Origin of the sequence: Limnoglobus roseus, assembly GCF_008254045.1 — a bacterium.
Taxonomy (GTDB): domain Bacteria; phylum Planctomycetota; class Planctomycetia; order Gemmatales; family Gemmataceae; genus Limnoglobus; species Limnoglobus roseus.
Genome location: NZ_CP042425.1, coordinates 3,088,898 through 3,113,438, shown reverse-complemented (window position 1 = coordinate 3,113,438; position 24,541 = coordinate 3,088,898). Strand labels below are relative to the sequence as shown.

General features: G+C 64.4%; 27 protein-coding genes. 11 read left to right on the top strand and 16 right to left on the bottom strand.

Translation table 11 applies throughout. The features are described 5' to 3' along the window. Positions 1 to 29: 29 nt before the first annotated feature. Positions 30 to 557, top strand: coding sequence for a thiol peroxidase (gene tpx, locus PX52LOC_RS13090; RefSeq protein WP_149110514.1), 528 nt, complete (start codon positions 30 to 32; stop codon positions 555 to 557). A 517-nt stretch (positions 558 to 1,074) separates the two neighbouring features. Continuing rightward, the gene (locus PX52LOC_RS13085) at positions 1,075 to 2,052 is read left to right on the top strand and encodes a hypothetical protein (protein ID WP_149110513.1); all 978 of its coding nucleotides are present in this window, start codon (positions 1,075 to 1,077) and stop codon (positions 2,050 to 2,052) included. Between the two features lie 55 nt (positions 2,053 to 2,107). Here PX52LOC_RS13085 and rsmA read toward each other — a convergent pair whose 3' ends face one another. From rsmA to PX52LOC_RS13060, 5 genes are all read right to left on the bottom strand, one after another. Then, complete coding sequence (rsmA, locus tag PX52LOC_RS13080) at positions 2,108 to 3,007, bottom strand: 16S rRNA (adenine(1518)-N(6)/adenine(1519)-N(6))-dimethyltransferase RsmA (RefSeq protein ID WP_149110512.1); 900 nt, start codon at positions 3,005 to 3,007, stop codon at positions 2,108 to 2,110. A gap of 23 nt (positions 3,008 to 3,030) precedes the next feature. Continuing rightward, positions 3,031 to 3,846 carry a 3'(2'),5'-bisphosphate nucleotidase CysQ family protein gene (locus PX52LOC_RS13075; protein WP_149110511.1) on the bottom strand — a complete coding sequence of 272 codons (816 nt, stop codon included), beginning with the start codon at positions 3,844 to 3,846 and terminating at the stop codon, positions 3,031 to 3,033. A gap of 16 nt (positions 3,847 to 3,862) precedes the next feature. Continuing rightward, positions 3,863 to 4,234, bottom strand: coding sequence for a YidH family protein (locus PX52LOC_RS13070; RefSeq protein ID WP_149110510.1), 372 nt, complete (start codon positions 4,232 to 4,234; stop codon positions 3,863 to 3,865). 67 nt (positions 4,235 to 4,301) lie between these two features. Next, the gene (locus PX52LOC_RS13065) at positions 4,302 to 6,437 is read right to left on the bottom strand and encodes an ABC transporter ATP-binding protein (protein WP_149110509.1); all 2,136 of its coding nucleotides are present in this window, start codon (positions 6,435 to 6,437) and stop codon (positions 4,302 to 4,304) included. Positions 6,438 to 6,611: 174 nt separating this feature from the next. Next, on the bottom strand, positions 6,612 to 7,865 hold the full coding sequence (locus PX52LOC_RS13060; protein WP_168218972.1) for an ABC transporter permease: 1,254 nt from the start codon (positions 7,863 to 7,865) through the stop codon (positions 6,612 to 6,614). Positions 7,866 to 8,078: 213 nt separating this feature from the next. Here PX52LOC_RS13060 and PX52LOC_RS13055 point away from each other — a divergent pair, with 213 nt between their 5' ends. After that, positions 8,079 to 8,783 carry a radical SAM protein gene (locus tag PX52LOC_RS13055; protein ID WP_218575348.1) on the top strand — a complete coding sequence of 235 codons (705 nt, stop codon included), beginning with the start codon at positions 8,079 to 8,081 and terminating at the stop codon, positions 8,781 to 8,783. 5 nt (positions 8,784 to 8,788) lie between these two features. Here PX52LOC_RS13055 and PX52LOC_RS13050 read toward each other — a convergent pair whose 3' ends face one another. The 3 genes from PX52LOC_RS13050 to PX52LOC_RS13040 all read right to left on the bottom strand — a co-directional run bounded on the left by PX52LOC_RS13050 (position 8,789) and on the right by PX52LOC_RS13040 (position 11,612). Beyond that, positions 8,789 to 9,253 carry a hypothetical protein gene (locus tag PX52LOC_RS13050; protein ID WP_149110507.1) on the bottom strand — a complete coding sequence of 155 codons (465 nt, stop codon included), beginning with the start codon at positions 9,251 to 9,253 and terminating at the stop codon, positions 8,789 to 8,791. Positions 9,254 to 9,330: 77 nt separating this feature from the next. After that, positions 9,331 to 10,335: a DUF1559 domain-containing protein gene (locus PX52LOC_RS13045; protein ID WP_149110506.1), complete on the bottom strand. Its 1,005-nt coding sequence runs from the start codon at positions 10,333 to 10,335 to the stop codon at positions 9,331 to 9,333. A 284-nt stretch (positions 10,336 to 10,619) separates the two neighbouring features. Then, on the bottom strand, positions 10,620 to 11,612 hold the full coding sequence (locus PX52LOC_RS13040; RefSeq protein ID WP_149115495.1) for a DUF1559 family PulG-like putative transporter: 993 nt from the start codon (positions 11,610 to 11,612) through the stop codon (positions 10,620 to 10,622). A 347-nt stretch (positions 11,613 to 11,959) separates the two neighbouring features. Between PX52LOC_RS13040 and PX52LOC_RS13035 the strand changes: the two genes are divergently transcribed. Together PX52LOC_RS13035 and PX52LOC_RS13030 are read left to right on the top strand one after the other, a co-directional pair. Continuing rightward, positions 11,960 to 12,772: a phytanoyl-CoA dioxygenase family protein gene (locus PX52LOC_RS13035; RefSeq protein ID WP_149110505.1), complete on the top strand. Its 813-nt coding sequence runs from the start codon at positions 11,960 to 11,962 to the stop codon at positions 12,770 to 12,772. Positions 12,773 to 12,858: 86 nt separating this feature from the next. Then, entirely contained in the window at positions 12,859 to 14,175 is a 1,317-nt protein-coding gene (locus PX52LOC_RS13030) for a 3-isopropylmalate dehydratase large subunit (protein ID WP_218575346.1), read from the top strand. Positions 14,176 to 14,258: 83 nt separating this feature from the next. Here the strand turns inward: PX52LOC_RS13030 and PX52LOC_RS13025 are convergent, their stop codons facing one another. Both PX52LOC_RS13025 and PX52LOC_RS13020 read right to left on the bottom strand, forming a co-directional pair. Beyond that, a complete protein-coding gene (locus PX52LOC_RS13025) occupies positions 14,259 to 14,438 on the bottom strand; it encodes a hypothetical protein (protein WP_149110504.1) in 180 nt (59 codons plus the stop codon). Between the two features lie 381 nt (positions 14,439 to 14,819). Further along, the gene (locus PX52LOC_RS13020) at positions 14,820 to 15,287 is read right to left on the bottom strand and encodes a hypothetical protein (RefSeq protein ID WP_149110503.1); all 468 of its coding nucleotides are present in this window, start codon (positions 15,285 to 15,287) and stop codon (positions 14,820 to 14,822) included. Between the two features lie 111 nt (positions 15,288 to 15,398). Here PX52LOC_RS13020 and PX52LOC_RS13015 point away from each other — a divergent pair, with 111 nt between their 5' ends. Beyond that, positions 15,399 to 15,941, top strand: a complete 543-nt coding sequence (locus PX52LOC_RS13015; RefSeq protein WP_149110502.1) for a peptide chain release factor family protein — start codon at positions 15,399 to 15,401, stop codon at positions 15,939 to 15,941. A 31-nt stretch (positions 15,942 to 15,972) separates the two neighbouring features. On the opposite strand, the gene PX52LOC_RS13010 is transcribed toward PX52LOC_RS13015, so the two are convergent. From PX52LOC_RS13010 to PX52LOC_RS13000, 3 genes are all read right to left on the bottom strand, one after another. Then, entirely contained in the window at positions 15,973 to 16,518 is a 546-nt protein-coding gene (locus PX52LOC_RS13010) for a hypothetical protein (RefSeq protein ID WP_149110501.1), read from the bottom strand. 143 nt (positions 16,519 to 16,661) lie between these two features. After that, on the bottom strand, positions 16,662 to 17,708 hold the full coding sequence (locus tag PX52LOC_RS13005; RefSeq protein WP_149110500.1) for a hypothetical protein: 1,047 nt from the start codon (positions 17,706 to 17,708) through the stop codon (positions 16,662 to 16,664). A gap of 78 nt (positions 17,709 to 17,786) precedes the next feature. After that, positions 17,787 to 18,848, bottom strand: coding sequence for a hypothetical protein (locus PX52LOC_RS13000; RefSeq protein ID WP_149110499.1), 1,062 nt, complete (start codon positions 18,846 to 18,848; stop codon positions 17,787 to 17,789). A gap of 96 nt (positions 18,849 to 18,944) precedes the next feature. Between PX52LOC_RS13000 and PX52LOC_RS12995 the strand changes: the two genes are divergently transcribed. The 3 genes from PX52LOC_RS12995 (at position 18,945) to PX52LOC_RS12985 (ending at position 20,269) form a co-directional block, all read left to right on the top strand. Further along, on the top strand, positions 18,945 to 19,358 hold the full coding sequence (locus PX52LOC_RS12995) for a GNAT family N-acetyltransferase (RefSeq protein ID WP_149110498.1): 414 nt from the start codon (positions 18,945 to 18,947) through the stop codon (positions 19,356 to 19,358). Positions 19,359 to 19,436: 78 nt separating this feature from the next. Then, positions 19,437 to 19,928 carry a fasciclin domain-containing protein gene (locus PX52LOC_RS12990; RefSeq protein WP_149110497.1) on the top strand — a complete coding sequence of 164 codons (492 nt, stop codon included), beginning with the start codon at positions 19,437 to 19,439 and terminating at the stop codon, positions 19,926 to 19,928. Positions 19,929 to 20,014: 86 nt separating this feature from the next. Then, positions 20,015 to 20,269 (top strand): hypothetical protein, encoded by a 255-nt coding sequence (locus tag PX52LOC_RS12985; protein WP_149110496.1) that lies wholly within the window; start codon positions 20,015 to 20,017, stop codon positions 20,267 to 20,269. On the opposite strand, the gene PX52LOC_RS12980 is transcribed toward PX52LOC_RS12985, so the two are convergent. Both PX52LOC_RS12980 and PX52LOC_RS12975 read right to left on the bottom strand, forming a co-directional pair. Continuing rightward, the gene (locus PX52LOC_RS12980) at positions 20,266 to 21,111 is read right to left on the bottom strand and encodes a glycosyltransferase family 2 protein (RefSeq protein WP_149110495.1); all 846 of its coding nucleotides are present in this window, start codon (positions 21,109 to 21,111) and stop codon (positions 20,266 to 20,268) included. The two genes, PX52LOC_RS12985 and PX52LOC_RS12980, sit on opposite strands and share 4 nt — an antisense overlap. A 102-nt stretch (positions 21,112 to 21,213) precedes the next feature. Beyond that, on the bottom strand, positions 21,214 to 21,537 hold the full coding sequence (locus PX52LOC_RS12975) for a hypothetical protein (RefSeq protein ID WP_149110494.1): 324 nt from the start codon (positions 21,535 to 21,537) through the stop codon (positions 21,214 to 21,216). Positions 21,538 to 21,723: 186 nt separating this feature from the next. Between PX52LOC_RS12975 and PX52LOC_RS12970 the strand changes: the two genes are divergently transcribed. After that, positions 21,724 to 23,124 carry a sulfatase family protein gene (locus tag PX52LOC_RS12970; RefSeq protein WP_149110493.1) on the top strand — a complete coding sequence of 467 codons (1,401 nt, stop codon included), beginning with the start codon at positions 21,724 to 21,726 and terminating at the stop codon, positions 23,122 to 23,124. Between the two features lie 103 nt (positions 23,125 to 23,227). Here the strand turns inward: PX52LOC_RS12970 and PX52LOC_RS12965 are convergent. Continuing rightward, positions 23,228 to 23,970, bottom strand: a protein-coding gene (locus PX52LOC_RS12965; RefSeq protein WP_246173654.1) for an IS5 family transposase whose coding sequence is annotated in 2 segments (ribosomal slippage) — positions 23,228 to 23,662 and positions 23,665 to 23,970 — 741 coding nt in all. Because the reading frame shifts where the segments join, the coding sequence is not laid out codon by codon here. 120 nt (positions 23,971 to 24,090) lie between these two features. Between PX52LOC_RS12965 and PX52LOC_RS12960 the strand changes: the two genes are divergently transcribed. Next, positions 24,091 to 24,480, top strand: coding sequence for a hypothetical protein (locus PX52LOC_RS12960; RefSeq protein ID WP_149110492.1), 390 nt, complete (start codon positions 24,091 to 24,093; stop codon positions 24,478 to 24,480). The last annotated feature ends 61 nt before the right edge of the window (positions 24,481 to 24,541 follow it).

The following is a 24,541-nucleotide window of genomic DNA, read 5'->3' as shown; positions in this document are numbered from 1 at the left end:
AAACCTCACCCCAAACTCGGGAGAATCTCATGTCTCGTGCGAAAGCCGTCACCTTCAAGGGCAACCCCGTCACGCTGGCCGGCGACGCGGTCCAGGTCGGGCAAAAGGCCCCGGACTTCAAGTGCGTCAGCAACGCGATGGCGGCCGTCACCCTCGCCGACAGCAACGGCAAGGCCCGCCTGTTCAGCGTCGTGCCGTCGATCGACACGCCGGTGTGTAGCACCCAAACGAAGAAGTTCGAAGACGCCATCAACGCCCTCGGCGACAAGGTCGCGTGCTACACGATCAGCCTCGACTCGCCGTTCGCCCAGAAGCGGTTCTGCGGGGCCGAAGGCGTCAAGACGATGCAAACGCTCTCGGACCAGCACAACCAGTCGTTCGGCAAGAACTGGGGCGTGCTGTTCGAAGAGTCGCCGCTGCCGATCAATTTGCTCGCCCGCTCGGTGTTCGTCGTCGACCCGACCGGCAGCGTGACATACGCCGAGTACGTGCCGGAAGTGACCAGCGAGCCGAACTACACCGCCGCCGTCGAGGCGCTGAAGAAGGCCGCGGGTTGAGACTGAGGTGTTCAAACATTTTTCGGAGACTTCCCATATGCCCCGGGCAACGGTTCTGGTCATCGTGGACCGCCCCGGTGAATGGGAGGTTGCCGAAGGGTGGGTCGAGCGGTGGCGCGACCGCATGGCGGTCTGCCCAGAAGAACCGGGCGGCTGCCTGTGTTGCGTCGCCTGGTGGGACGTAGACGCACCACAAGAGGCGCTGAACGAGTTGCCCACATCGCTTTTATCGAGAAGCGAGTGGGTCATCAACGGGTCAAAGTCTGCTTCACTTCCGAATGGCCATCTCCAGAACCGTGAACATTTTCGGTAAACGATTCAGTCTGTGTCAATTCACCGGCTTCGCCATCTTTCGAATTTGACAGGAAGCTGGCGAAGCCGTGAAGGATGGGCGGAATTTAACGGTTCTCGCGACGGCGAATGTCGGCAGCGATTATCGGAATCTTGAAAAAGATTGGTACGGCAATCGCTTCAACTTACTCTAAAGTGTGGGAGGACTGACTCAGGAGTAACAACGATGAAATTCACGCTCGGTTCAATGCTGCTGGTTCTGTCGGTCGTGGCGGCCTCCTCGGGGAGCACCCAAGCGGCCTGGAACAACGTGTTCCAGTTGACGTGCAACGACCGCCCGCGGACCAGCTATTACGCGGCCCCCGCTCCCGCCCCGGACGCCTGCTGTGCCCAACCGGAGCGCCGCGTGGAGTACGTCCAACGCAGCTACTACCAGCCGGTCACGGAATGGCGGCGCGAGTCGTACCGCGTGCCGGTCAAGGAGACGGTGAAGTCGTACTACTGGGAGCCGGTGAAGAGCTACAGCTACACCTCGTACTACGACCCCTGTTCGCAAAGCTGCCAGGAGATCGCGGTCCCGCGCACGTCCTACGTGATGAAGGAACAGTGCAACTCGGTCGAGCGGATGGTCGAGAAGACCCGCCTCGTGCCGGTGCGGAGCTATCGCGAAGTGACCGAGACGACGCCGGTGGTGACGTACTACTACCCACCGACGCGCCGCTCGTCGTACTACACCGTGCCGGCCCCGCCGATCGGTGCCCCGCGGATCGACGAGTTCCGCAACGCCCCGCCGGCAGGCTCGCAAACGAGCCCCGGCACACCGGAGACGATCAACCCGACCGACCTGCCGACGGGCAACAGCTTCCCGCGCCAGATGCCGCCGGCGACCTCGAATAAGCCCTCGGCGAGCAAGTCGTTGCCCGCAAATGCGAACACGGCGAGCCGACCGGCACGCCTGCGGGGCGAAGTGGTCGAGAAGGATCAACTCACGCCGAAGGCGGGGTCGAAGCTGGTATTCGTGAACGCCGACAATCACGAAGATCGGAAGTACGCGAAAGCGAACGAATTCGGCGAGTTCGACCTGACGTTGCCCGCCGGCGACTGGTACCTGTACGTGGATCGCGGCGACGGTAACGCGGTGCGCTACAAGAAGCTGACCATCGCGCCGAACGACACCCGCGATTTCCGACTCGTGAGCCGCTGATAGAAATGGGAAGTCGAAAAGCCCAGGCACGGCTGTGCCTGGGCTTTTTGCGTTTTTACCCGAACGCCTCGCACAACCGCAGGTGGGTGGGAATGTCCAGCGATTCCGCCCGGCCGGCGCTGTCGATGCCGAGTTCCTTCAACTTCGCGTCCACGACCTCTTTATCGATCCGCCCGGTGGGGAACCCGACCAGCGCTTGCCGCAGACTCTTTCGGCGGTGGATGTAGAGCGCACGCAAGAAGTTGCGGAACTTCACCACGTCGCCGACGAGCTTCCGCTTCTCCGGGTTCGACTTGATGAGGACGATGGCCGAGTCGACCTTCGGTTGCGGGAAGAAGTTCGTCGGCAGCACCTTCCGCACCGTCTCCACGTCGGCGATGCTCTGCACCAACACGCTGAGGGCGTTGTAATCCTTCGTGTTGACGGTTGCCTTGAGCCGCTCGGCGATCTCCCACTGCACCATCACCACCATCCGGTCGATGTCGTCGCGGCTGACGAGCAGGTTCGAGATCAACGGCGTCGCGATCACGTAGGGCAGATTCGCGATCAGCTTCTTCTTGCCGGGCACGGCATCCCACGCGGCGATCATGTCCGGGTTCAGCACGCTCTTCTTCGCCAGGCAGTCGCCGTGCAGGTAGGTGACGTTGTCCCGAGGGCCGACGATTTCGCGGGCGACCGGGGCGAGCGACGAGTCGATCTCCACCGTGACGACGTGCCCGGCAACCTCGGCGAGCTTCGCCGTCAGCGACCCGGTGCCGGTGCCGACTTCGAGGACGGTGTCCGCAGTCGTGAGTTCACCGGCCCGCACGATCAGGTCGAGGAGGTTGATGTCGATGAGGAAGTTCTGGCCGAGCTTGCTCTTCGCCTCCAGTCCATAAGTCGAAAAGAGGCGGCGGAGGTACGACAGAGTCTGCCGCGGCGATGGGCCGCTCGGCGTAGGTTGTTCGGGGTTCATCCGGGTATTGTACGGCTGTCCTGCTAAACTGCCTTCAGCTTCTCGACCACGGCGGCATGAATCCCCGGCCCACCGGCCACGAGGCCGAGTTTTTGCGCGAACGCTTCGGCCCCGTAGGTGATCGCCTCGCCGCCGAAGCCCGTCACCACGCCGCCGGCCTCGGTGACGAGAACGTGCCCGGCACAGATGTCCCAATCGCGGAAGACGCCGTAGGTATTCACGTACACGTCGGCCTCACCGCGGGCCACCACGGCGAGCTTCACGCCGGCCGAGTACATTTCCAGCGTCTTCGCCGGCTGCAACGCCTTCTGCACGGCCGTCGGCGAATCTTTCTTGCCCGGCCGGCTCTGCACCAGTACCACCTCGTCCGGATTTGTTGTCGGCCGCACGGAGCAGCGCGTCGGCGTGCCCGCCTCGCCGACTTTCGTCCAGCACCCGCCGCCCTTGGTCGCGTAGGTGTACTTCATCGTCGTCGGCTCCAGCACCACACCGAGGACGACTTCGCGGTTGATGGTCAGGCCGATCATCGCGGAGAACTCGCCGTTCTTCATGGCGAAGCCGCGGGTGCCGTCGATCGGGTCGACGACCCACACGCGGGTCGGCAGGTCGGCGGCCGCCGCCTTCGGCGTGCCGGTGTCCTCCTCGCCGCACAGGCCGTCGTGCGGGAACTTCTCGTGGAGGAACTTCATGATGAGGTCTTGCGACCCCTTATCGACGTGCGTGCTGATAGTCGCGGGGGCGTTCGGAATCGGGGTGAACGATTCGTACTCGGTGCGGATGAATTGCCCCGCCCGTTCCGCGGCCGCCAGCGCGACCGCGAGTTCGTGTTCCAGGTTCATCCGCCTAGTGTATGGATCACGTCAGCGCGAGGTACGTCGCCAAGATCGCGCCGATGAGGGCGAGGCCGGAGGCGACCGTCGTGGCGAACCCCGTCCAGTACCGGGCGGGCCGTTGCAACGGCGTGAGTTCCCGGCAGAAGCGGACGTACTGCGCCGTCGCCCCGAGCATGGTGAGCGTTCCCAGAACGACGAGACTGACGCCGATGGCGGTGGAGTTGACCGACGGCGTCGGGTGGTTCTCCGGCCGGGCGATGAGGTGCAGGAAGACGCCGAACCGCGTGACGACGAACCCGAGGCCGATGACGCCGAGGGCCGTCCGCACCCACGCGAGCAGCGTCCGCTCGGCAGCGAAGTAGATACGCGGGTCGGCGTCTTCGGGACGTTGCATGGGCTCGTTGTCTGAGACGGGCGAAAGCCCCGAGACGGCCGTCCCGGGGCTTTCGCCCGAAAAAATATCACGCCGCGCTCGGCACCGTGATCTCCTTGAACAGCAGGTGGCGGTATAGGTCGTTCGTCTTCAGCAGATCCTCGTGCGTGCCGGCGGCGGCGACCTTGCCCTTGTGCAGCACCACCACGCGGTCGGCCCGCCGCAGGACCGACTGCCGCCGCGAGAGGAAGACCTGCGTGTGCCCGGCCGCGATCCGCTCGTAGGCGTCGTCGAGCAATGCCCGCGAGTCCTCGTCCATCGGCAGTTCGGGCTCTTCCACGATCAACACCGACGGGTCTCGCAAGACCGCCCGGGCCAGCGCGATGCGGAGCTTCTCGCCGGCGCGGAGTGATAGGCCGCCGTCGCCGATCAGCGACTCGTACCCGTAGGGCAGCCGCTGCACGAACTGGTGGGCGTGGGCCATCTTGCCGGCCTCGATGATCTGCGGCAGCGTGTACCCGCCGTCGCCGCAGCCGATGTTGTTCGCGACCGTGTCGCTAAAGATCAAGTTCTGTTGCAGCACCATCGCCACCTGCGTGCGGAGCGATTCGTGCGTCACCCAGCGGGTGTTCTTGCCGTCGATGCGGACCTCGCCGCCGGTCGGGTCGAGGAACCGCGTCATCAGGAACGCCAGCGTTAAACTCTCTTCCGGGTCCGACGCGACGATGGCCACGCGGGAGCCGGCGGGGATCGCCAGCGACACGTTCTCCAGCAGCATCCGGCCGCTGCCGGGTTCGCGCATGCTCAGTTCGACCAGTTCCATCCGCTTCTCCATCGGCTGAAGGAACTCCGCGTCGATGGTCTGCCCGGTGTCGGCCCGGCGTTGCAGGAACTCCGTCACCTCGGCTTCGGCCTCGGCCGCCCGGCGGATGCGGATGCGAGACCCGACCCACACGCTGACCGCCCACAGCAGGATGCCGATGGCGAAAATCTTGGCCGCCAACCCTGCCACGCTCATCTCGCCGAGCAACACCGCCCGGCCGGCGAGGTACAGCACGCCGACGCCGGCCAGGATTGCCGCCGCGATCACGGCCGGCCGCGAGAGGGATTCGCCGCGCAGCCGCCGCCACTCGGCCCGCGAGTAGTCGGTCAGTTGCCGTTCGACGCGGTTCTGGTTGAAGCCTTCCATCAGGTAGCACTTCACCAGTTGCAGGATCGACACGCTCTCCTTCATCTGCGACAGGCGCGCCTCGGCCCGGCGGGAGGCGATGCGGCCGTCGCGGCTGAAGTACGCGGCGAACTGCCCGACGGCGAACCAGACGACCGCGGCCAGGAACAGGAACGTCAAGGCGACGCCGGTGTTCACGGAAACCAGCATCAAGAGCGCCAGCACGATCACCGTCGGCAGCCGCCAACTGTGGAGGACCGATGCCCGCAGGCCGTCGGCCATCGTTTCGAGTTTCGCGGTGAACAGCGTGGCGACTTCCTTCATCGTGTGCCGGCGGACGACGACCTGATTCAACCGGTTCGCGTGGCCGTAGATCGACCGCCGCATCCGCACTACGGCGGCCAGACCCGCCGACGCGGCCCAGTGGCTGGCGGCGAACAGGAGTACGATTTGCGTGGCCGTGAGCAAGAAGAGGATGACGAACAGGCCGGCGAGGTACGGCGTGTTCGTGCCGGACTCGGCGTCCGGCCGCCACGACCACCCGGCCGAGCGGGCGAACGGGCCGAGGAGTGAGATCGTCCAGTGCGGCCGTTCGCGGGCCATCAGCGAGAGCACGCCCAGCCGCTGGCCGGTCGGCGTTGCCGTGCCGCCGTTCTCGGGCAGTTGCAGGTAGGCGTCCGCGGCTTCCGGGCCGACCCGTTCGGTTAGCATCTGGTACGTCACGGCCTGCCAGCGCCACTGCCAGTGCTGCACGTCCTCGGTCTTGGCCTCCGCGTCGGTCGGGCGAACCTTCGCGTGCGAGCTCTTGATCTCGTCGCGTGCGCCGAGGGATCGCTCCCACTCGGCCTTGAATTCCTTTTGCCGGGCGGCGGGCAGGTCGGTGTACTCGGGGATCGTGCCCCGCCAGACGAGCAGGTCGACGAACAGGTACACGACCGGGATCGTCAGGACCAGGAGTACGGCCGCCGTCAGCGACCCCAGGCGGGCCGCCCAGGATCGGCCCGGTGCGGCCGCGAGTGCGCCGGACGTGGGAATCGGAGAGGATGCGCTGTCCACGGAGGAACCTCGGTGAGAGTCGCGGAACGCGGGATCAGAGTCCGTCCGGCCGCGGAGTGGGCCGCGGGCGCGATCTCCTATCGTTCAGGATATTTCAGGTTATCAAACGACACGCCGCCGCGGGGAGGGCAAACCCCACTCCCCGCGGCGGCGTTCGGCGGCACATCCGGCACATCAGGCCAGGTCGCGGTCTTCGAACAGCAACAGGCCGATCAACATGGCGATGACCGTGTACAGAATGGAGTACCCGATCACCGAGACGACGTACAGCGCGAACGCCCCGAGCGGCAGCGGCGTGTCGCGGACGATGGCCGGACTCATGTTGAACGTGTCCAGCGCCGGCAGGAACGTGTCGAAGAGTTGACTGAAGAACCGCACCAGCCCCGTGCCCACGCCGGACTCGCCCTGTTCCTGGATGCGGTCGGTCACCTTCACGACGACCGGCGCGAGGTTCCCCAGGAAGTAGATCAGCAGTTCGATGACGATGTTCAGCACGAACGGCAGCCGCGTGGCCAGGGCGGACGTGATCGCCACCAGGATCATCACCTGCCCGAAGCCGAGGGCGAGGCCGACGGTGTGGGCGCACGTGTCGGCGATCCAGAACCCGGCCCCTTCCGCGAAGATCTGCCCGATGGAACTCGTGACCGCCGCCTTCAGCGTCGGCGCGATCGCCACACGCGCCTGTTCGGCAAGCGTGTCTACGATCGTCTTGTCGTCGTAACTGATCTTGTCGTACGCCGGGTTGACCAGCAGCGCCCAGTTCAGGAACCAGCCGAGGATCAGCGTCATCGCGCCGCACGCCATCAGGATGCCGAGGAACTTGCCGAACAGGAACTGCCGCCGGTTGATCGGCTTGCTCATCACCGTGATGGCGGTCCGGCCTTCGATTTCTTCGCTGATGGAAATACTCGCCGCGAGGATGCCGAAGAGCATGGCGGCCAGTTTCGCGATGTCGAAGCCGATCTGCTTCATCATCTTGTAGTCGTCGCCGAAGGTGAAGTACGGCGTGACGATGGCGATGGCCATGAGCAGTACGGCGAACCCACCGATGAGCCAGAACATCGGCTGCCGGCAACTCTCGCGGAACGCCGCCAGGGCGACCGCCCCGGTCTTCGGCATCACGAGCGCGAACAGTTGCGGCACGACGACGAACCCGTCCACGAGCAACTGCAAGTGCAGCACCGCCCCGTAGACCTTGCCGTAGAGCGTGAGGCTGGAACTCTGACCGGTGTAACCGAGGAACGCGGCGAATCCGAGGCCGAGGCCGCCGAGCGCGAGCACGGCGTAGCTGATCGCAGTGGGATTCTTGAGGCCGCGGTCGAAGCCTTTTTGGTCGATGGCCCGCAACCACGGCAGGGCCGCCAGAATCTGGTACAGGGCCAGGAGCAGCCCCGCAATCAGGACCGAGGGGTTCGTCAACCACGCCATGAGCGACATCCGACAGGAGGTAAGTCTCGACGGAGGAATCTTATAGCGACGGTACGCCCGTCGGCGAGGCACAGTTCGGAGGAAATGCGGAGTGCGAACCGCGGAACGCGGCGTGAAAAGCCCGACCCATTCGGCCCCACGCGATGGGCGACGGCATCAAATTTTGCTTGATCTGGTTTCATCCGTGTGCTTCTGCGATCGATTCCTCTTAACATGACAGTTATGAGTGCCGAGCCAAAGGTGGCCGGGCGGGTCGCGCTGTTACAAGCGGTGCCGCCGGGCGAGTTGTTGATTCACGAACTTTACCGCAGCCTTCAAGGGGAATCGCGGTACGCCGGGCTGCCGTGCGTGTTCGTGCGGACCACGGGGTGCTCGCTGCGGTGTACGTGGTGCGACACGCCGTACGCCTTCACCCGCGGCGAGCGGATGTCGCGGACGGACGTGGTGACGAAAGCCCTTGCGTTCGACACGCCGTTGATCGAAATCACCGGCGGCGAACCGCTCGAACAACCGGAAGTGCTGCCGCTGATGGCCGCGTTGTGCGACGCCGGCAAAACGGTGCTACTGGAAACGAGCGGGGCGCTGGACATTTCGAAGGTGGACCGCCGGGTTCACGTCATCATGGACCTGAAGTGCCCCGACAGCGGCGAGTGCGGGCGAAACCTCTGGGCGAACCTCGACCACCTCAAGCCGTCCGACGAGATCAAGTTCGTGATCGCTTCCGAGCGCGACTGGCGGTGGGCCGAGGCGATCATCCGCGAACGCCGGCTCGACTTGCGATTCGGCGTGCTCGCTTCCGGCGTCTTCGGCGTGAACCTCGCCGACCTCGCAGCCTGGGTGCTGGCCTCGCGGCTGACCGTGCGCATGCAGTTGCAGATGCACAAGTACGTCTGGGAGCCCAACACCCGCGGCGTGTGACCCGGTTAGGGAATGATGATCGCCGGGCCTTTCTCCACCTTCGCCTTGGCAGCCTCGGCCGGTACGTCAAAATCTTTGGTCATGGTCCCGGTGACGTCCAGTGCGGTTTCGTACCGCGGGAACAACGACTTGACGGTCGTTTCCCCGGAGGTGTCGCCCTTCGCCGGCTTGTTGGTCGCCGCGGGATCGTTCCCCTCAATGGCGACGACCACCGCGCCGCGAGTCGCCCCGCGGCCGCTCCCGGCCGACGTGTCGTAAACCCCGTCGACGATGTCCGCGTACCCCGTCGCGCCCTTGTTGCCCTTAGCACCGTCCGGGATGAAGTAGATTTTCCCGGACGGGATCGGCTTACCGCCGAACGTCGCCTTGCCCGAAATCCGGGTGCTGCCGTCGCCGCAACCGGCACCGAAGCCAAGAATCATGACTAATGGGAGCAGCCGAACCAAGCGGGAGAAAAAGGCCGGTGTCATTTTTTTCTCGTAAAGGGGAGACGAACGATTCGAGGGCTGGCCATGCCTTGGTCAAGGCATGGCCGATTGCATCCTCTTTAATTGTCGAGCGAGGCCACTTCGCCGACCGAAATGCTCGCGGCGGCCTTGTAAATACTCAGATCGACAGTGTCACGGACGAAGCGGACGGTACCGTCGCCCATACCGAAGTTGCACCCGCCGGTGTGCTGACTACCGAAGCTAATGTCGTTGAAGTTGTTGCTACCATTGTAGAACGTGGAGTTGATCGAGTTGGTCACACACTTGCACGCCCCGGCCCCGCCGTTGTTGCCCCGCGTCCAGGTCCGGTAGTGGGACGCGGTCGCCGGGTTCGTCGACGGAATCTGACGGGACAGTTCGCCCACCATGAGCGTGTTCGAGGTGCCGTCTGAAACGTCCGTAAGGCGGACGGTGCGGTTTGTGCTCACGCTGCCGGCCACCGTCTGGAATTGGCTGAGCATGCCGTGGGCCGACCAAGCGCCGTTCGCGGCCGGGCTGCCGACGGTGTAACTGTACGTTGCCGTGCCGATCGTGTTGGTCGTCGGGTTGGTCGCGCCGCCCGGCCCCATGACCCCGTAATAATGGGTCGACGGATTGGTCGTCACGCCCGCGTTCGGGTCGAGATACTGCTTTGGACCAGGGCCTGACGGACAGTAATTGTTGGGCACGACGATGTCCCCGACGTTGGCCGAGTTGGCCGCGTCGGAGTACGTCTTGGTGAAGTCCCATTTGGCAAACAGTGGGGCTTGTTCCATCTGCGGCAGGACGTAGACGAGCCAACTCGTGCCTTGGATCGTCGTCGTGTTGCCCACCGGATTCGGTTTCGGCAGCACGGTGTTCTCGCACCCCGGAGGCAGGTTGCCGTTCGTGTCGTGGTAAGCGTGGAGGCCGATGCCGAATTGTTTCAGGTTATTCGCACACTTCGCTCGGGCCGCGGCTTCGCGGACCTTTTGCACGGCCGGGAGCAGCAAGCCGATGAGGATGGCGATGATCGCGATCACGACCAGCAATTCGATCAGCGTGAACCCCGAGCGCGACCGACCGGGGAGAGGGCGGGATGCCATTGGGAACTCCTTCATAAAACATGACGACAATTTGAGTTCGGGACAGGTCCCGAACCGAAGGGCTATTTTTCGGAGTATAAGCGGGAAGGGGCTGCCCGTTCCAGTGAGAAATCAATCACAGGTTCATTTTCTGCGAATGCAGTCCACGAAAACGGGCTCGCCGCGAGGCCCGTGGTGATGATCGAGTCCACTTGGGATGTGCGTACCTGGGGCGTGTAAATGAAACAGCCGCCAAGTGGTCCAGCGGCTGTTCAATTAGTGGTCCGATCAAAGCTATCGGAGCCTTAGTCGGGGACGGACACGGCTTCCTTGCCCTTGCCGCTGGCGAGCGACTTGACGATGGCCAGGTCCACCCGCGCGTTCATGAACGTCGAGCTGCCGTCGCCCATGAGCACGTTGCACCCGCCGATGTGGTTGCTCCCGAACGGGGTGTCGTTGACCGTGTACGTCCCCGTCGGCACCGTGTTGATGCCGTACGTCACGTTCTTGCACGCCCCCATCGAACCGGCCGGCGCCGCGCTGTTGAACCCCCTCGTCCAGGCCCGGTAGTACGGGCTCGGCCGGTTCGTCTCGCTCGGCTGGGCGTCCCGCGCGACCTCGGCGACCAGGAGCGTCGTCGACAGGCCGTCCGTGATGTCCGTGAACTTCGGGGCGAGGCTCGGGTCGATCAGCGGCCGCAGCATCCCCCCCGTGGCCGCCGTCTTGGTCGTGGTGTCGAAGTACTTGGCCGCCACCAGCGTGCCCCCGGGCGGCGTGTAGTCGCCGTTCGGCCCGGACACCCCGTAGTAGTGGTGCGAGAACGGCTGCACCCCCCCGGAGTACTCCGTGTTGTCGTCCGTCAGGGCGATTTCCGCGGACGGGCACAGGAAGATCGGGATCTTCTTGGTCGGGACGGGCAGGTTGGTCGCGTTGTTGTAGTCCGTCCCGAAACTGTACAGGCGGAAGACGTTGTCCTGCTCGATGTTCGGCAGGATGTACGTCGTCCACGCCGTCCCGGTGGTGACGTTGGCGGCGACGGTCGGCGGGGGGGTCGGGATCTTCGGCACGGCCCCCTCGACGCCGGGGGGCAGTTTGAAGTTCGTCGTCTCGTACCCGTGGATGCCCAGGCCGAGTTGCTTGAGGTTGTTCAGGCACTTCGCCCGGGCGGCCGCCTCCCGCACCTTCTGCACGGCCGGCAACAAGAGGCCGATCAGAACCCCGATGATCGCAATCACGACCAGTAATTCGATCAGCGTGAACGCCAAGCGTTTACGACCCGAGAGAGGTCTGACAACCATGACTGACTCCTAGATGACGTGATGGAAGAATCCGCCCGCACGGGTAAGCCCACGTACAAAACGTGAAGAGTATCTGAAGTATAAGCGGCCGAGCGTCGCGCATGCCAGTGATAAATCGTCCACCCGGCCGATTATTTGGGCCACTCCGTCGCCGAATGATGGCCCGCATTGCCGTTCCTGTCGTGGTAGAATGAGCGATCGAGGATCGCCCACGGCCGTTGCCGCTCGCCAGTACGACACGCTCAACGGGCGGCGACGTGTTACCGGGGTGGTCGCCGCCGTTCGCAGAATTTTTCAACGACCCGCAGTTGCAAGCCCCGCTGCAAGGCTGAGAATCGGAGCCGCCGATGTTCTGGAAGAAACCCGAGCCGTCGCAACAGCACGTCGTCTACGAACGCCTGCCGACCTACGCCGCGACCGACGTGGGGCGGATGCGAGAAGCGCTGGACGTGGACGGGTTCGTTCTCATCCCCGGCGTACTTTCACCAGCTGAGGTCCAGGTCGGCCGCGAGAAAATCGACGGGTTGGGCAAGATGCCTTGGGACTTCACCGGCGTCACCGACCATTACAAGAACGTCTTCAACCGCGACCCGTACTGGCTGACGTTCCTCGACCGGCCGGGCGTCATCGACGTGGCCGAGGCGGCGCTCGGCGGCGACTGCCACATCATCGGCGAGACCGCGTGGCGCAGCCATCCGGGACACCGCGGCGTGGGCGTTCACCTCGATTACCTGCCGATAGAATGGCCCGAACCCGGCGTGCCGGCCGAGGTCCGCGTCCCGATGTTCCTGTGCAAGGCCCACTTTTATCTGAGTCCGCAACCCGCCGAACTGTGCCCGACGCACGTGATCCCGGGGAGTCACCGGGCGGGCCGAAGACCGGGCCGATTTGCGTTCGAGTGGAACGGTCGCCTGCCGCAACCCGTGCTGTGCGACGCCGGCGACGTGCTGTTCTTCCGCAGCGACCTCTGGCACAGCGGCAGCAACAACGCGACGGCCGACCAGATCCGCTACCTCCTGCAAGTCCACTACGGCCGGCGGGAGATGGCCCAGCACTTTTCGCCGTACCTGGACTGGCGGTTCAACCCCGATGTCGTGGCCGCCTGCACCCTGCGGCAGCGCCGACTGCTCGGCGACCACCGCCAGGGGGCATACGACTGATGCCATCGCCGCGGCAACCGGCCGGCGGAGAAGTGATACAATGAACTGCTCAGCGACCTCGAAATTCAACTCGGAGCTTCCCCGACATGCCTTCCCCCATGACGCTGACGGAACAAGTCCTCGCGAAAGCCGCCGGCCGCGACGCGGTCGCCCCCGGCGATAACATCTGGGTGAACGTCGACGTCCTCATGACGCACGACGTCTGCGGCCCCGGCACCATCGGCATCTTCAAGAAGCACTTCGGGCAAGACGCGAAGGTGTGGGACCGCGAGAAGGTGGTCATCATCCCCGACCACTACATCTTCACCAAGGACGCGATGGCCAACCGCAACGTCGACGTGCTGCGGGCCTTCGCGAAAGAACAGAACCTCCCGTACTTCTACGACGTCGGCAGCGAACACTACAAGGGCGTCTGCCACATCGCGCTGCCGGAAGAAGGCCACACACGGCCGGGCGAAGTCCTCCTCGGAACGGACAGCCATACCTGCACCGCCGGGGCGTTCGGCGAGTTCGCGACCGGCATCGGCAACACCGACGCCGGCTTTGTCATGGGCACCGGCAAGACGTGGCTGAAGGTGCCGCAGACCATGCGGTTCGTCTTCCACGGCGAAATGCCGCCGTACTTGATGGCGAAGGACCTCATCCTCGCGGTCATCGGCGACATCGGCGTGGACGGGGCCACCTACCGGGCGATGGAGTTCGACGGCGACGGCGTGTACGCCCTCAATATTGAGGAGCGCATGACGCTCTGCAACATGGCAATTGAGGCCGGGGGCAAGAACGGCATTATCGCGGCCGATCAGGTGACGATCGACTTCGTCAACAACCGCGGCAAGAAGAGCGGTAACAAGCCGTTCACCGTGTTCAAGCCGCAGGCGGGGGCGAAGACGATCTTCGAGAAGGTCTACGACGTGACCAAGATGGAGCCGACGATCGCGAAGCCGCACAGCCCGGACAACAAGGCGAAGGTGAGCGAGGTGAAGGGCACGAAACTCGACCGCGCGTACATCGGCAGTTGCACCGGCGGCAAGATCACCGACTTCAAGGCGGCGGCCGGCATCTTGAAGGGCAAGGAAGTCCGCATCGACACGTTCGTGGTGCCGGCGACCACAGAAGTCGCCCGCGGGTTGGACACGGAGACGATCGGCGGCGTCTCGCTGCGGAACATCTTTCTGAACGCTGGGGCGAAGATCGGCGACGCGAGTTGTGCCGCGTGCTTGGGCGGGCCGTCGGACACGTTCGGCCGACTAAACACGCCGATTAGCTGCATCAGCACGACGAACCGCAACTTCCCCGGCCGGATGGGCCACAAGGAAGCGAAGGTCTTCCTAGCCAGCCCGCTCACAGTAGCGGCGTCGGCGCTCAGCGGCGTGATCTCGGACCCGCGAGAATTGGTGGTGTAACTTGGACGGCGAAGGCGGTAAAGCGAAGAAGCCTCGGACGACGGGTCCGAGGCTTCTTCTATTTTTTGGGGCTGCTTGCTCGCTTACCAATCCGGGGTCGGAACGGGGGGCGGCGGGTATTCCATCGGGGCCGGGGCAACCGGCGGTGGCGGCGCGTCCGCCGGCGGCGGCGGTTCCGGCGGCATGTCCGGACTGACTGGGAAGGTGGTGGGATTCTCCCGTTGCTCCATCATTTCCAGTCGTGGGCGAAATTTGAAGGACATAGAGGGGCTTTCCTTGTCAACAAACAGCCAACAGGTTCTCGCCGACCACGCCGGCGTAATCGAACCGAAACTCTTTTTAGCAGACTCCTAAAATATTCGCAAGGTTCAATCAATCGGATGGGCGACAGCAACGAGACGTTTACAGAATGTGAACCATCTTAATAGTTCGAACAAGTTATCGTTTGATGTTTTATGAGGTCAAGAAATTGTTGTCTCACGGAATACCATCATTCAATTTCGATCACAAGTTTACAAAATTGTATCCGCCATTGAACGCCTGCCCGAGAATTGAGTTTAGAGGCGAAGCCTTCAACAGCGTAAAAAAGGGGGCTGTTGTATAGTACAACAGCCCCCTTTTTGCCAAATATTTTTTGAGAATTCTTACTCGACACCCGCGCGGAAGTAGTTCATGACGGCGAGGACCACGCCCACGATGGCCAGCACGATGCCACAGTAGATGATCGCTTTTAAGGTGGCGTACATATGGTGCAGGCCGCGGAGGGCGCGCATGAGATGCCAGATGTCTTCGTTCTTCGTCTCGACGATCTTGCGGAAAGACGCGGCCGCCCCGGCGGTCCAGAAGCCAAACGCCAGGCAGAGCAGCATCGACGCCCCCAACCCGATGGCCGGGAAGAAGTTTTCGCGATTCTTCAGCGTGTGCAACAACTGCATCACGAAGAAGATGACGAACGCCAGCCCGAGCAACTGCATGAGCGTGGCGACGACCCGCATCGAATCCGCCAGGGCGGCGACGGTGCGGTTGCTTTCCTCGCTAAACTCGTACTGGGCCGACTTGTACTCGGGGGCGGGCGGGGTCGGTGGGGTCGGTGGGGTCGGCGTCGTGTCCATGGTGAACCTCGGGCAGCGCGGGGAACCTCTCAGCCACGATTGTAGTGACGCCCGCCGCGACCGGCCGATGAACCCGCCGCCCGCCCGCAGTGTCGCTTTTCCCATGACGTTATGAGCACCCGCCCGCCGCGATCAACTTGGACAAACCTGAGCGACGCAGAACGCCTCGCGCAGTGCGAGGTGGACACGTACCGCGCCAGCGGTCCCGGCGGGCAGAAGCGGAACAAGACCTCGTCGGCCGTCCGCCTCCGGCACGCCCCGACCGGCGTGATCGTCATTGCCGAGGAGAGCCGGTCGCAGCACGAGAACAAGGCGAAGGCCCTGCGAAGGCTCTACCGGGCGTTCTTCCTGGACCTGCGGGACGACGTGCCGCGGACGGCCGAAGAGTGGCAAGCGATCCCCGAGTGGCAGCAAGCCCTCTCACCCGACGGCCGCATTCACCTGTCCGCAAAAGACGTGCGATTCTGGCCGGCCGCGGGACTCGCGCTCGACTTGCTAAACGCCCTGGAAGCTCAGGTCAGCACGGCCGCCGAGTTGCTCGGCATCTCGACCGCGAACCTGATCGCCTTCCTGCAATCCGACCCGAAACTCTGGCAAGAAGCGAACCGCCTGCGGGCGGCGTGCGGGCAGAAGCCGCTGCGGTTGGGGAAGTGAAGGTTGGGGTGTTGGCAGTCTATTTCGTGCGTCAAGCGGAGCGAGTTGTATTCCCATTCGGCGAAAGGATTCGGAACTGACGCCAGGCGATCCCGATCGCGAGTGCTGCACCGACGACCGCACCAAGAATGATGCCCTGCGATGCACCCAAACCGATTCCGACATCCGTTGGGATGAAGTCCGATTCCCGTCCTCCGGAGACAACAACTCGGTAGTAGTCTGGCGAGTAGATTCCTACCCCCCAGCCGATCAAGCCACCTCCAATTCCAGCTAGGCCGGCCAACTCAGCGATAATCCCCAACGACCGCACAGTCGGCATCAACTGGAGTTGATCGAACCAGCCGAGTGAAGCGGACAATGCCACGCCTACAGCGAAGCCAAGTGACAGCCCCTGGAAGGCTCCTACACCTTTCCCATAGGCGGACGCATACCCGCCGTTGCGGTGAACGAACGAAAACACGCCGGGATAGTATCCGGGGGCAATCGCGTCGAGAAGGACCGCCACTCCACCGCCCGCGATCGCGAACAGTACGCAGCAGGCGAAGGTTAAAATGACAGAGCGAATACCGGTCTGCATTGTTTGCCCCCGGAATCGATTGTTTCTCTTCTCGAGCCAACTGTCGCGAGTGCCCCGCCTGCCGCGAACACAATTCCCACACCTGCTACAAAACCGTCGCCCTTCAGGCCCGAGGGCCGTTTGGCCCTCGGGCAAAAGTGAATTCACTTCACCACGACCGGCCGCGTGACCGTCTTCGTCTCGACCGTCCGGCCGACCGGTTGGAGCAGGTCGACCTCGAACGGCTCGCCGACGCGGTTACCGCACGGATCCTCCAGATGCGTTGCCACCGTCAGGTTGTACTCGCCGGCCGCCCACGCCGCCTTCGGCGTGAACCGCCAGAAGGTTTCGGTCTTGTCAAGCGTCACCGTGCCGTCGAGTTTCGTGCCCTTCGCGTCCTCCACCCACACCAACCGCCGCACGAGGGCGGCGTCGAGCGGCTTGCCGAAGTTCACGCTCAGCGCGTCGCGGCCGCCGACCTTCGGCGGCGTGACGGCCCACTTCTCCGGGTCGATGGCGTCGCGGTCGGCGGCCGTTGCCGTGAACGTCTTGTGGAACGCGGCCGCTAGCGGGGTGTCGTTGGCGTCGAGCCAGTCCTTCGCCACCGTCAGCGTGTACGTCTTGCCTTTCTCCAGTACCGGGCCGAGGTCGAGCAGCGGCTTCACCTCCCGCTTGATGCGGCCGGGGTCGATGACGATCGTCACCCGCTTCTGGTCGGGCGACCACAGTTCTTGTTCCAGTTCCAGGAACGGCACGGTCACCGTCTTCTTGTCGGTGTCGTTCGTCAGCGTCAGGTACTTGTAGATGTCCCCCTTCGCCATCGGCTTCGAGAAGTGCAGGTAGAATCGCAACGTGTTCTCCGGCAACTTGTCGGCCGTCGGCTCGATGAGCGTCACCGTGGCCGGCTCGGCCTTCGGCTTCGGCAGGGTGAACTCGTGCGTGGCGGTGCCGGCGGACACGCGGTACGTCACCCCCGGTTCGAACGGAAATCGCGGCGTGAACGTGAGGGTGCCGTCCTTGACGGCGTGCGTGCCGAGCAGGGAGGTGCCGGCGTCGTTGGCCGCTACCGTCACTCGCACGAGGGCGGCCAGTTGTTCCGGCGTCTGGGTTTTCACGGTATCCGGCAGGCCGGTCACTTCGACGGTCTTGCCGGCCGCGACGCGGATGGTCGGGTCGGCGGCGAGTGCGAGCAGGAGGATCGAGAAGATCATGGCGTTCGGGGGTGGAAGGAAAAGCCCACCCGTCGAAGCGACGGGTGGGCTTTCGGGTTTTGGAAATTGGAGGAAGGGTTACGGCAATTCGACGCTCGCCAGTGTCGTGCTACCGGTCGTCTTCATCAGGACGATGGCGTGCGTATCGTCGAGCTTGTCGATCTGCTCGACGCCGCTCCACGATTCGACCTTCTCGTAGGTCGCGCCGGCGAACTCGCCGGTCTTCTGCGTGATGCCGTCCTTCACGGCGAACTTGTCGGTCGACACCTTCATCACCCCGCGGGCGGTGTTGGCCATCAGGATGTAATCCTTTCCGCCCTTGCTGTACACGAACATGTCGATCGGGACGTTACGGTTGCCGAGTTCGGCGATCGTCGTGCCGGTCACCTTCGCACCGGGTTGCAGGTCGCTGATCGGGAACTTGACCAGCGGCGTGCACTGGTAGGCGGCCACCACGCTTTCGGCGTCGCCGATCCTGTAGGTGGTGAACGTCCGGACGGGGGCCTGTGTTTCGAACCGGCCGTGCGCGCCGTGGAAGATCTTCACGCCGGTCGCCTTGCCGGCGTCGCCGAACGGGAACGGGATGACCCGCAGGGTGCTGCTGAAGTCTTCGTTCGACAAGCCGGCCACGATCAGCTTGCCGTTGGCGAAGCCCATGCTCGTGATGGCGTCGACCTGTTTCATCCGCTCCTTGTCCTTGTCGATGGCGTTGACGAGCGGGGCGGCGGTGAAGGCCACGTCCTTCAGCGCGAACTCGGTCAGCTTGCCGTCGCCGGCGACTTTCAGGACGACCGGCTTGGCGTCCGGCCCTTTACCGCGGGTGACGGCCAAGAACACGTTGCCGGTGGCCGGGTTCACCTTCACGTCGTTGACCGTCACGTCCTTCGCTGTCACGCCGAGCAGCGAGCCGATCTGGTCGGTCACCTTCTCGACCTTCAGGCCGGCCGTGCTGGTTCCCTTCGTGTCGCCGGTCTCGACGGCGAACACGGCCGCGGCGACCGGGTCGCCGACGAACAGCGTACCGTTCGGGCCGAACGCCAGGGCCGAGATCGACTTGACCTCCGGCGTACCCTTCTTGGTTTCCGCGGCGGCAAAAGCCGTGACCGCGAGGCTGAGCATCAGGGCAGTCAGGTAGCGCATGAGAACCTCCTGGAAGAGACGGAATCGGGCGATGCCGTAAGAACATGATTGCGACGAACGGTGTGAGAGGCAAATGAGAAAGTGACAGGGTGGGAAATGCAAAACATCGCGTACCAACTCGAACCGGAGCTGACGGCCGACGAGTTCATTGATCTGCTCCACCGTTCGACGCTGGCCGAGCGCCGGCCGGTCCACGACCGCGGCGTGATGGAGGCGATGCTCCGCAACGCCGCGGTGATCGCCACGGCCCGTGCCGACGGCTTACTCGTCGGCATTTCGCGGGCGGTCAGCGACTTCGCGTACTGCACCTACCTGTCGGACCTGGCCGTGGACGAAGCCTTCCAACGGCAGGGGATCGGTCGTGAGTTGATCCGCCGCACGCACGAGGCCGCGGGATTGCACACGACGCTGATCCTGCTGGCCGCGCCGAAGGCCGAGGCGTACTACCCGCAGGTCGGCCTGACAAAGCACGAGTCCTGCTGGATGATCCGCGGCGTGGCGAAGAGTTGACGCGATTTCCACCACCGGCGGCACACGGGATGCCTGTTGGAAAGACACTTTTCAATCCAACACGCGGGAGACCCTCGGATGAAAACGCCTATCGCTCTGGTTCTGTTAGCCATCGTCGCCGCTCTCGGGTTGGCCGATGACAAGAAGACCGACGACAAGACGATCGCCGAGGTGGCGATGGGCAGCAAAGACTTCAGCACGCTCATAGACGCGGTGAAGGCGGCCGAACTGACGGATGCGTTTAAAGGCGACGGGCCGATCACCGTGTTCGCCCCGACGAACGCGGCCTTCGAGAAGCTCGGCAAGGACAAGCTCGCCGAACTGCACGCGAACAAGAAGAAGCTGGCCGAGGTGCTGTTGTCGCATGTCGTGAAGGGGAAGGTGACGGCCGAGGACGTCAAGAAACTGAAGGGCAAAGACCTCGACACGATGGGTTCAAAGTTCGCGGTCCGCACGAACGCTGACGCCATCACCGTTGGCGGGGCCAACGTGACGAAAACCGATATCGTCTGCAAGAACGGCATCATCCACGTCATCGACGGCGTGCTGATCCCGGACGAGTTGAAGTAACCGGCGAGAACTTTTCGCTTGCATTCCCCCGATGGCCCGGTATCGTCTGCGACCTTGACCGGATTCCATCGGCAGGGAAGCAGAGCATGAAACGCGCGTCATTTTTGGCCGCCGGCGTCGTGATGGCGTTCAGCGGCGTTCTCGCGGCCCAGAATCACGGCGGCGGGCCGATCCCGCCGAACGGTGCGGAACAGACGCCGGTCGATCGCGAGTTCTACCTGCCGCCGCCGGACAACAACGTGTTCCCCCTGCCGATGGCCCGACCAGAGCCGAAGACGTTCGGCGACGACGTGCGCGACACCGTGAACTCCGTCCTGCGGGCGTGGGTGAAGGCGCTTTAAGTCGCCTGATTCGGCCGGAACAGCCGACTCTTTACCAGCCCCAATTTGTGCAGCCAGAACTGCGAGACGGTTTTCACCGTCTCGATGCCATACTTCGTGCTACGGCGGAAGTTGATCGAACTCGCCTCATCGAAGTACCGCACCGGCACCGGCACGTCACCGAGGCGGAAGCCGAAGTGGACCGCCTGCACCAAGAATTGCGTGTCGAACACGAAGTCGTCGCTGTTCCCCTCGAACGGGATCGTTTCCAGCACGCTCCGCCGGTAGACGCGGAAGCCGCTGTGGAACTCGCCGAGGTTCTGGCCGAGGGCCATGTTTTCGAAGACCGTCAGTCCGCGGTTGCTCACGTACTTCCACCACGGCATCCCGCACTTCAACGCTTCCGCCCGCGAGCGGACGCGGTTGCCGAGTATCACGTCGCAGATACCGAGTTCAATCATACCAACGGCGTGCGGGATCACCCGCGAGTCGTACTGGTAGTCCGGGTGGATCATCACGACGATGTCTGCCCCGCGTTCCAGGCAGTAGCGGTAGCACGTCTTCTGGTTGCCGCCGTAGCCGACGTTCTTTTCGTGAACGATCACGCTCAAGCCCATCCGCCGGGCGATCTCGGCGGTGCCGTCGCGGCTGGCGTCATCGACGAGCAGAATCTCGTCGACGCTCCCCGGCGGGAAGTCGGCCACGGTCGCCGCGAGCGTGCGCTCGGCGTTGTACGCGGGCAGCACGGCGATGATCTTGTGCTTCCGCCGCGATGCGTCCGCGGTCGGCGACAGGACGGTTTCGACGTGGAATTCCGGCCGCGTCGGTTCGAGCGGCGGCGTGGTTAACAAAGTGGCGGGCATGGCGGCTACTCGGGGTGTCGTACCAGTAGCTTACGACCGGGCGCAAAAAGGGAAGCGAGCCGGAACGCGGCTCGCTTCGACGATGTCCCCGAAAACCTTCCGTTAGCGAACGTGCGGCGCGGGCAGGTTCGCGGCGGCGGGCGGCAGGCTGGTGACGACCGGCTGTTGCGTGCCTGTTGTCTGCGTGCCACCGGCGGGCTGGACTTGGCCGTCCGTCTTCGTCGTCTTCAACTGGTCAATCTTCTCGCCGGCGGTCTTCCGCCAGTCTTCGAGGTCGCCGCCGACCTTGGTGCGGTCCACGCCGATGCTGATGTTGGTTTTGCCGTCGGTGCCGGTCGCGAAGTTGAACGTGTACCAGCCGCGGAAGTAGCCGATACCGAAGAACAGCACGAGAGCCAGGCCGAGAAGCGCGAGCAGATTACGCACGAGAGAACCTCCTTGTCGAACCCTAGAACCCCCTGGAGTGGTAATGTGCCGGGGATCGGTTCTTGCGCCAAGATCAAGTTCCGGTTTCGCCCGATCGAACCGCCTGGGCAATCTGGGGAACGAGGCTTTGGGCCGGCCGCTGCCGTCCGCTACAACATTCCGCACCCTCCTTCCCCGGGTGCCTCCATGCGATTCGTTCTCCCCCTGTTCGCTCTGGCCCTCGCGTCGCAGGTTCAGGCCGCGCCGAACATCGTCTGGATCGTGACCGAGGACATCTCGCCGAACCTCGGCTGTTACGGCGACCCGGACGCGATCACGCCGAACCTCGACAAGTTCGCCGCGCAGGGGGCACGGTTCACCCGCTGCTTCACGCACTGCCCCGTCTGCGCGCCGACGCGGTCCGGCCTCATCAGCGGGCAGTACCCGACGACGATGGGCAGCCACCACATGCGGTCGAAGCTCGTCACGCCACCGCCGTTGTTCACGGACGAGTTGAAGAAGGCCGGGTACGCCGTCTTCTGGCCGGGGAAAACCGACTTCAACTTCGACCCACCGAAGGGGTGGGCCGACACGCGGAACTGGGTGCAGAACCCGGACCTGCTGCCGAAGGACAAGCCATTCTTCGCGTACATCAACTACGTCGTCAGCCACGAGAGCCAGGTTCGCCCGACACCGGAGCAGTACAAGAAGAACACGGCGAAGCTGAAGCCGAGCGAGTTCCGCGACCCGGCGAAGGTGACGCTGCCGCCGTACTACCCCGACCACCCCGACGTGCGGCGGAACGTGGCGACCTACCACGAGAACATCACCGCGACGGACTACCTCGTCGGCAACGTGCTGAAGGTTCTCGACGATCGAAAATTGACCGACAACACACTAGTCTTCTTCTTCGGCGACCACGGCTGGGGCATGCCCCGCGGCAAGCGGTGGTGCTACGACAGCGGCACCCGCGCGCCGCTGCTCGTCCGCTGGCCGGGCAAGGTGGAGCCGGGCAGCGTCCGCGAAGACTTGGTGGCGATGCTCGACTTCCCGGCCACAGTGCTGGCCGTCGCGGGTGTCGAGATTCCGAAGGCCATGCAGGGGCAAGTCTTCCTCGGCGACAAGCCGTCACCCGCCCGCAAGTACGCCTTCAGCGGCCGCGACCGGATGGACGAAACCGAGGACCGCGTTCGCAGCGTGCGGTCGGACCGTTACCGCTACGTCCGCAACTTCCACCCGGAGTTGCCCTACGCCCAGTGGCAGAACTACGGCGACGAGATGCCGGCGATGAAGGTCTGGCGGAAACTCGCCTTCGACGGGAAGCTGAACGACGTGCAGATGGCATTTTTCGCCCGCACGAAGCCGAAGGAAGAGTTCTACGATCTGAACGCCGACCCTTACGAGACGAAGAACCTCGCCACCTCGGCCGACCACGCGAAGATTCTCGCCGAGCACCGCACGGCCCTCGATCAGTGGATCAAGGAAACGAAAGACCTGGGCCAAGTGCCGGAGAAGGACTTGATCGCCCGCGGCATCGTGAAGGACGTGCTGAGTGTCGAGTACGCCGACCGGGTGAAACTGCACCCGAAGACCAGCCCCGTGCCCTGAAAGCGCTTTTCTCCCTCCCCCTTGAGGGGGGAGGGCCAGGGAGGGGGTGAGAGAAACTGCGTGCAGCAACCGCTTCCACCCCCACCCTAGGTCGTGTGGACAGTCACGGGTGCCTCAGGACATCCAGGGCGGAGGCCAAGTGTACGAACCCGAGGTAGCACTGGTCGAGCTTGTCGTACCGGGTGGCCACCCGCCGGCACTGCTTGACCCGGGCCCAGAACCGCTCGACGACGTTGCGGGTGCGATACACCCGGCGGTCGTACCGCACCCGCCGGCGGCGGCACCCGAGCGGGCGGATGACGGCCTTGGCCCGCAGCCGGCGGACCAGCCGACGGAGGGCGTCGCTGTCGTACCCGCGATCGGCGATGACCACCCGTGGCCGGTGGCCGGCCAGCAGGGCGGCCGCCCGCGGCCCGTCCCCGGCTTGGCCGGGCGTGAGCAACAGGGCGACCGGGTGGCCGCGGCCGGTCACGGCCGCGTGGACCTTGGTGCCGAACCCGCCGGGGCTGCGGCCGACGGCCTGGCCGCCCGCTTTTTTTCCGCCCCGGCGGCGTGCGGGTGGGCCCGGACGACGGTCGAGTCGAGGATGAGGGTGGACACGTCCGGGTCGCGGACGGCCTCGAGCACTCGCCCCCACACGCCGGCCGCCGACCACCGCCGGAACCGCCGCCAGACCGAGTTCCAGTTGCCGAACCGCGGTGGCAGGTCCCGCCACGGGACGCCGGTCCGCAGGACGTACAGGACGGCGTTGACGAACGCCCGGTGGTCCCCGCCGGCCGGCCCGCGGGCCGGGAGCAGCGGCCGCACCGCCGCCCAGTCTGCGTCCGAGAGTTCATGCCGTCGCATGCCAGCCGCCTCCGAGGGAGTCGAGGCCGTTATGCGACCGACCGCCACTACTGTCCACACAACCTAACCCTCCCCCCTCAAGGGGGAGGGAACAAAGTCCGCCGCTGCCGGGAGGGTTCGATGTTCGGTTTCCCGCCCTTCGAGAACAAGTCCGACCCGATCGCCACGCGGGCCGTATTCTTCCGTCGGCTCGGGCGGAACTTCCTGGTCATGTGCGGGTTCATCGCCTTCTCGCTGACCGTCGGCACGCTCGGCTACCACTACGTCGGTGGCGTCGAGTGGGTGGACGGCCTGCTGAACGCCGCAATGATCCTCACCGGCATGGGGCCGGTCGACCCGATGAAGACGACGGCCGGCAAGCTCTTCGCCACGTTCTACGCACTCTACAGCGGCATCGCGTTCCTCACGATGATCGCCGTGCTGGTCGCCCCAATTTACCACCGCATGCTCCACCGCCTCCACCTGGAGACGGAAGACGACAAGGACGGTGATGATGAGAAACCGAAGTGATGCGGAGGCAATCGCGCCCGCTGAAAGATTTCGCCTACAATTCCGGTATCTGTCGGCAGGA

Excerpts from the sequence above, each read along its gene's own strand:
- tpx (WP_149110514.1), top strand. The coding sequence starts at position 30 with ATGTCTCGTGCGAAAGCCGTCACCTTCAAGGGCAACCCCGTCACGCTG.
- PX52LOC_RS13085 (WP_149110513.1), top strand. The coding sequence starts at position 1,075 with ATGAAATTCACGCTCGGTTCAATGCTGCTGGTTCTGTCGGTCGTGGCG.
- rsmA (WP_149110512.1), bottom strand. The coding sequence starts at position 3,007 with ATGAACCCCGAACAACCTACGCCGAGCGGCCCATCGCCGCGGCAGACT.
- PX52LOC_RS13075 (WP_149110511.1), bottom strand. The coding sequence starts at position 3,846 with ATGAACCTGGAACACGAACTCGCGGTCGCGCTGGCGGCCGCGGAACGG.
- PX52LOC_RS13070 (WP_149110510.1), bottom strand. The coding sequence starts at position 4,234 with ATGCAACGTCCCGAAGACGCCGACCCGCGTATCTACTTCGCTGCCGAG.
- PX52LOC_RS13060 (WP_168218972.1), bottom strand. The coding sequence starts at position 7,865 with ATGGCGTGGTTGACGAACCCCTCGGTCCTGATTGCGGGGCTGCTCCTG.
- PX52LOC_RS13055 (WP_218575348.1), top strand. The coding sequence starts at position 8,079 with ATGACAGTTATGAGTGCCGAGCCAAAGGTGGCCGGGCGGGTCGCGCTG.
- PX52LOC_RS13050 (WP_149110507.1), bottom strand. The coding sequence starts at position 9,253 with ATGACACCGGCCTTTTTCTCCCGCTTGGTTCGGCTGCTCCCATTAGTC.
- PX52LOC_RS13045 (WP_149110506.1), bottom strand. The coding sequence starts at position 10,335 with ATGGCATCCCGCCCTCTCCCCGGTCGGTCGCGCTCGGGGTTCACGCTG.
- PX52LOC_RS13040 (WP_149115495.1), bottom strand. The coding sequence starts at position 11,612 with ATGGTTGTCAGACCTCTCTCGGGTCGTAAACGCTTGGCGTTCACGCTG.
- PX52LOC_RS13035 (WP_149110505.1), top strand. The coding sequence starts at position 11,960 with ATGTTCTGGAAGAAACCCGAGCCGTCGCAACAGCACGTCGTCTACGAA.
- PX52LOC_RS13030 (WP_218575346.1), top strand. The coding sequence starts at position 12,859 with ATGCCTTCCCCCATGACGCTGACGGAACAAGTCCTCGCGAAAGCCGCC.
- PX52LOC_RS13025 (WP_149110504.1), bottom strand. The coding sequence starts at position 14,438 with ATGTCCTTCAAATTTCGCCCACGACTGGAAATGATGGAGCAACGGGAG.
- PX52LOC_RS13020 (WP_149110503.1), bottom strand. The coding sequence starts at position 15,287 with ATGGACACGACGCCGACCCCACCGACCCCACCGACCCCGCCCGCCCCC.
- PX52LOC_RS13015 (WP_149110502.1), top strand. The coding sequence starts at position 15,399 with ATGAGCACCCGCCCGCCGCGATCAACTTGGACAAACCTGAGCGACGCA.
- PX52LOC_RS13010 (WP_149110501.1), bottom strand. The coding sequence starts at position 16,518 with ATGCAGACCGGTATTCGCTCTGTCATTTTAACCTTCGCCTGCTGCGTA.
- PX52LOC_RS13005 (WP_149110500.1), bottom strand. The coding sequence starts at position 17,708 with ATGATCTTCTCGATCCTCCTGCTCGCACTCGCCGCCGACCCGACCATC.
- PX52LOC_RS13000 (WP_149110499.1), bottom strand. The coding sequence starts at position 18,848 with ATGCGCTACCTGACTGCCCTGATGCTCAGCCTCGCGGTCACGGCTTTT.
- PX52LOC_RS12995 (WP_149110498.1), top strand. The coding sequence starts at position 18,945 with ATGCAAAACATCGCGTACCAACTCGAACCGGAGCTGACGGCCGACGAG.
- PX52LOC_RS12990 (WP_149110497.1), top strand. The coding sequence starts at position 19,437 with ATGAAAACGCCTATCGCTCTGGTTCTGTTAGCCATCGTCGCCGCTCTC.
- PX52LOC_RS12985 (WP_149110496.1), top strand. The coding sequence starts at position 20,015 with ATGAAACGCGCGTCATTTTTGGCCGCCGGCGTCGTGATGGCGTTCAGC.
- PX52LOC_RS12980 (WP_149110495.1), bottom strand. The coding sequence starts at position 21,111 with ATGCCCGCCACTTTGTTAACCACGCCGCCGCTCGAACCGACGCGGCCG.
- PX52LOC_RS12970 (WP_149110493.1), top strand. The coding sequence starts at position 21,724 with ATGCGATTCGTTCTCCCCCTGTTCGCTCTGGCCCTCGCGTCGCAGGTT.
- PX52LOC_RS12960 (WP_149110492.1), top strand. The coding sequence starts at position 24,091 with ATGTTCGGTTTCCCGCCCTTCGAGAACAAGTCCGACCCGATCGCCACG.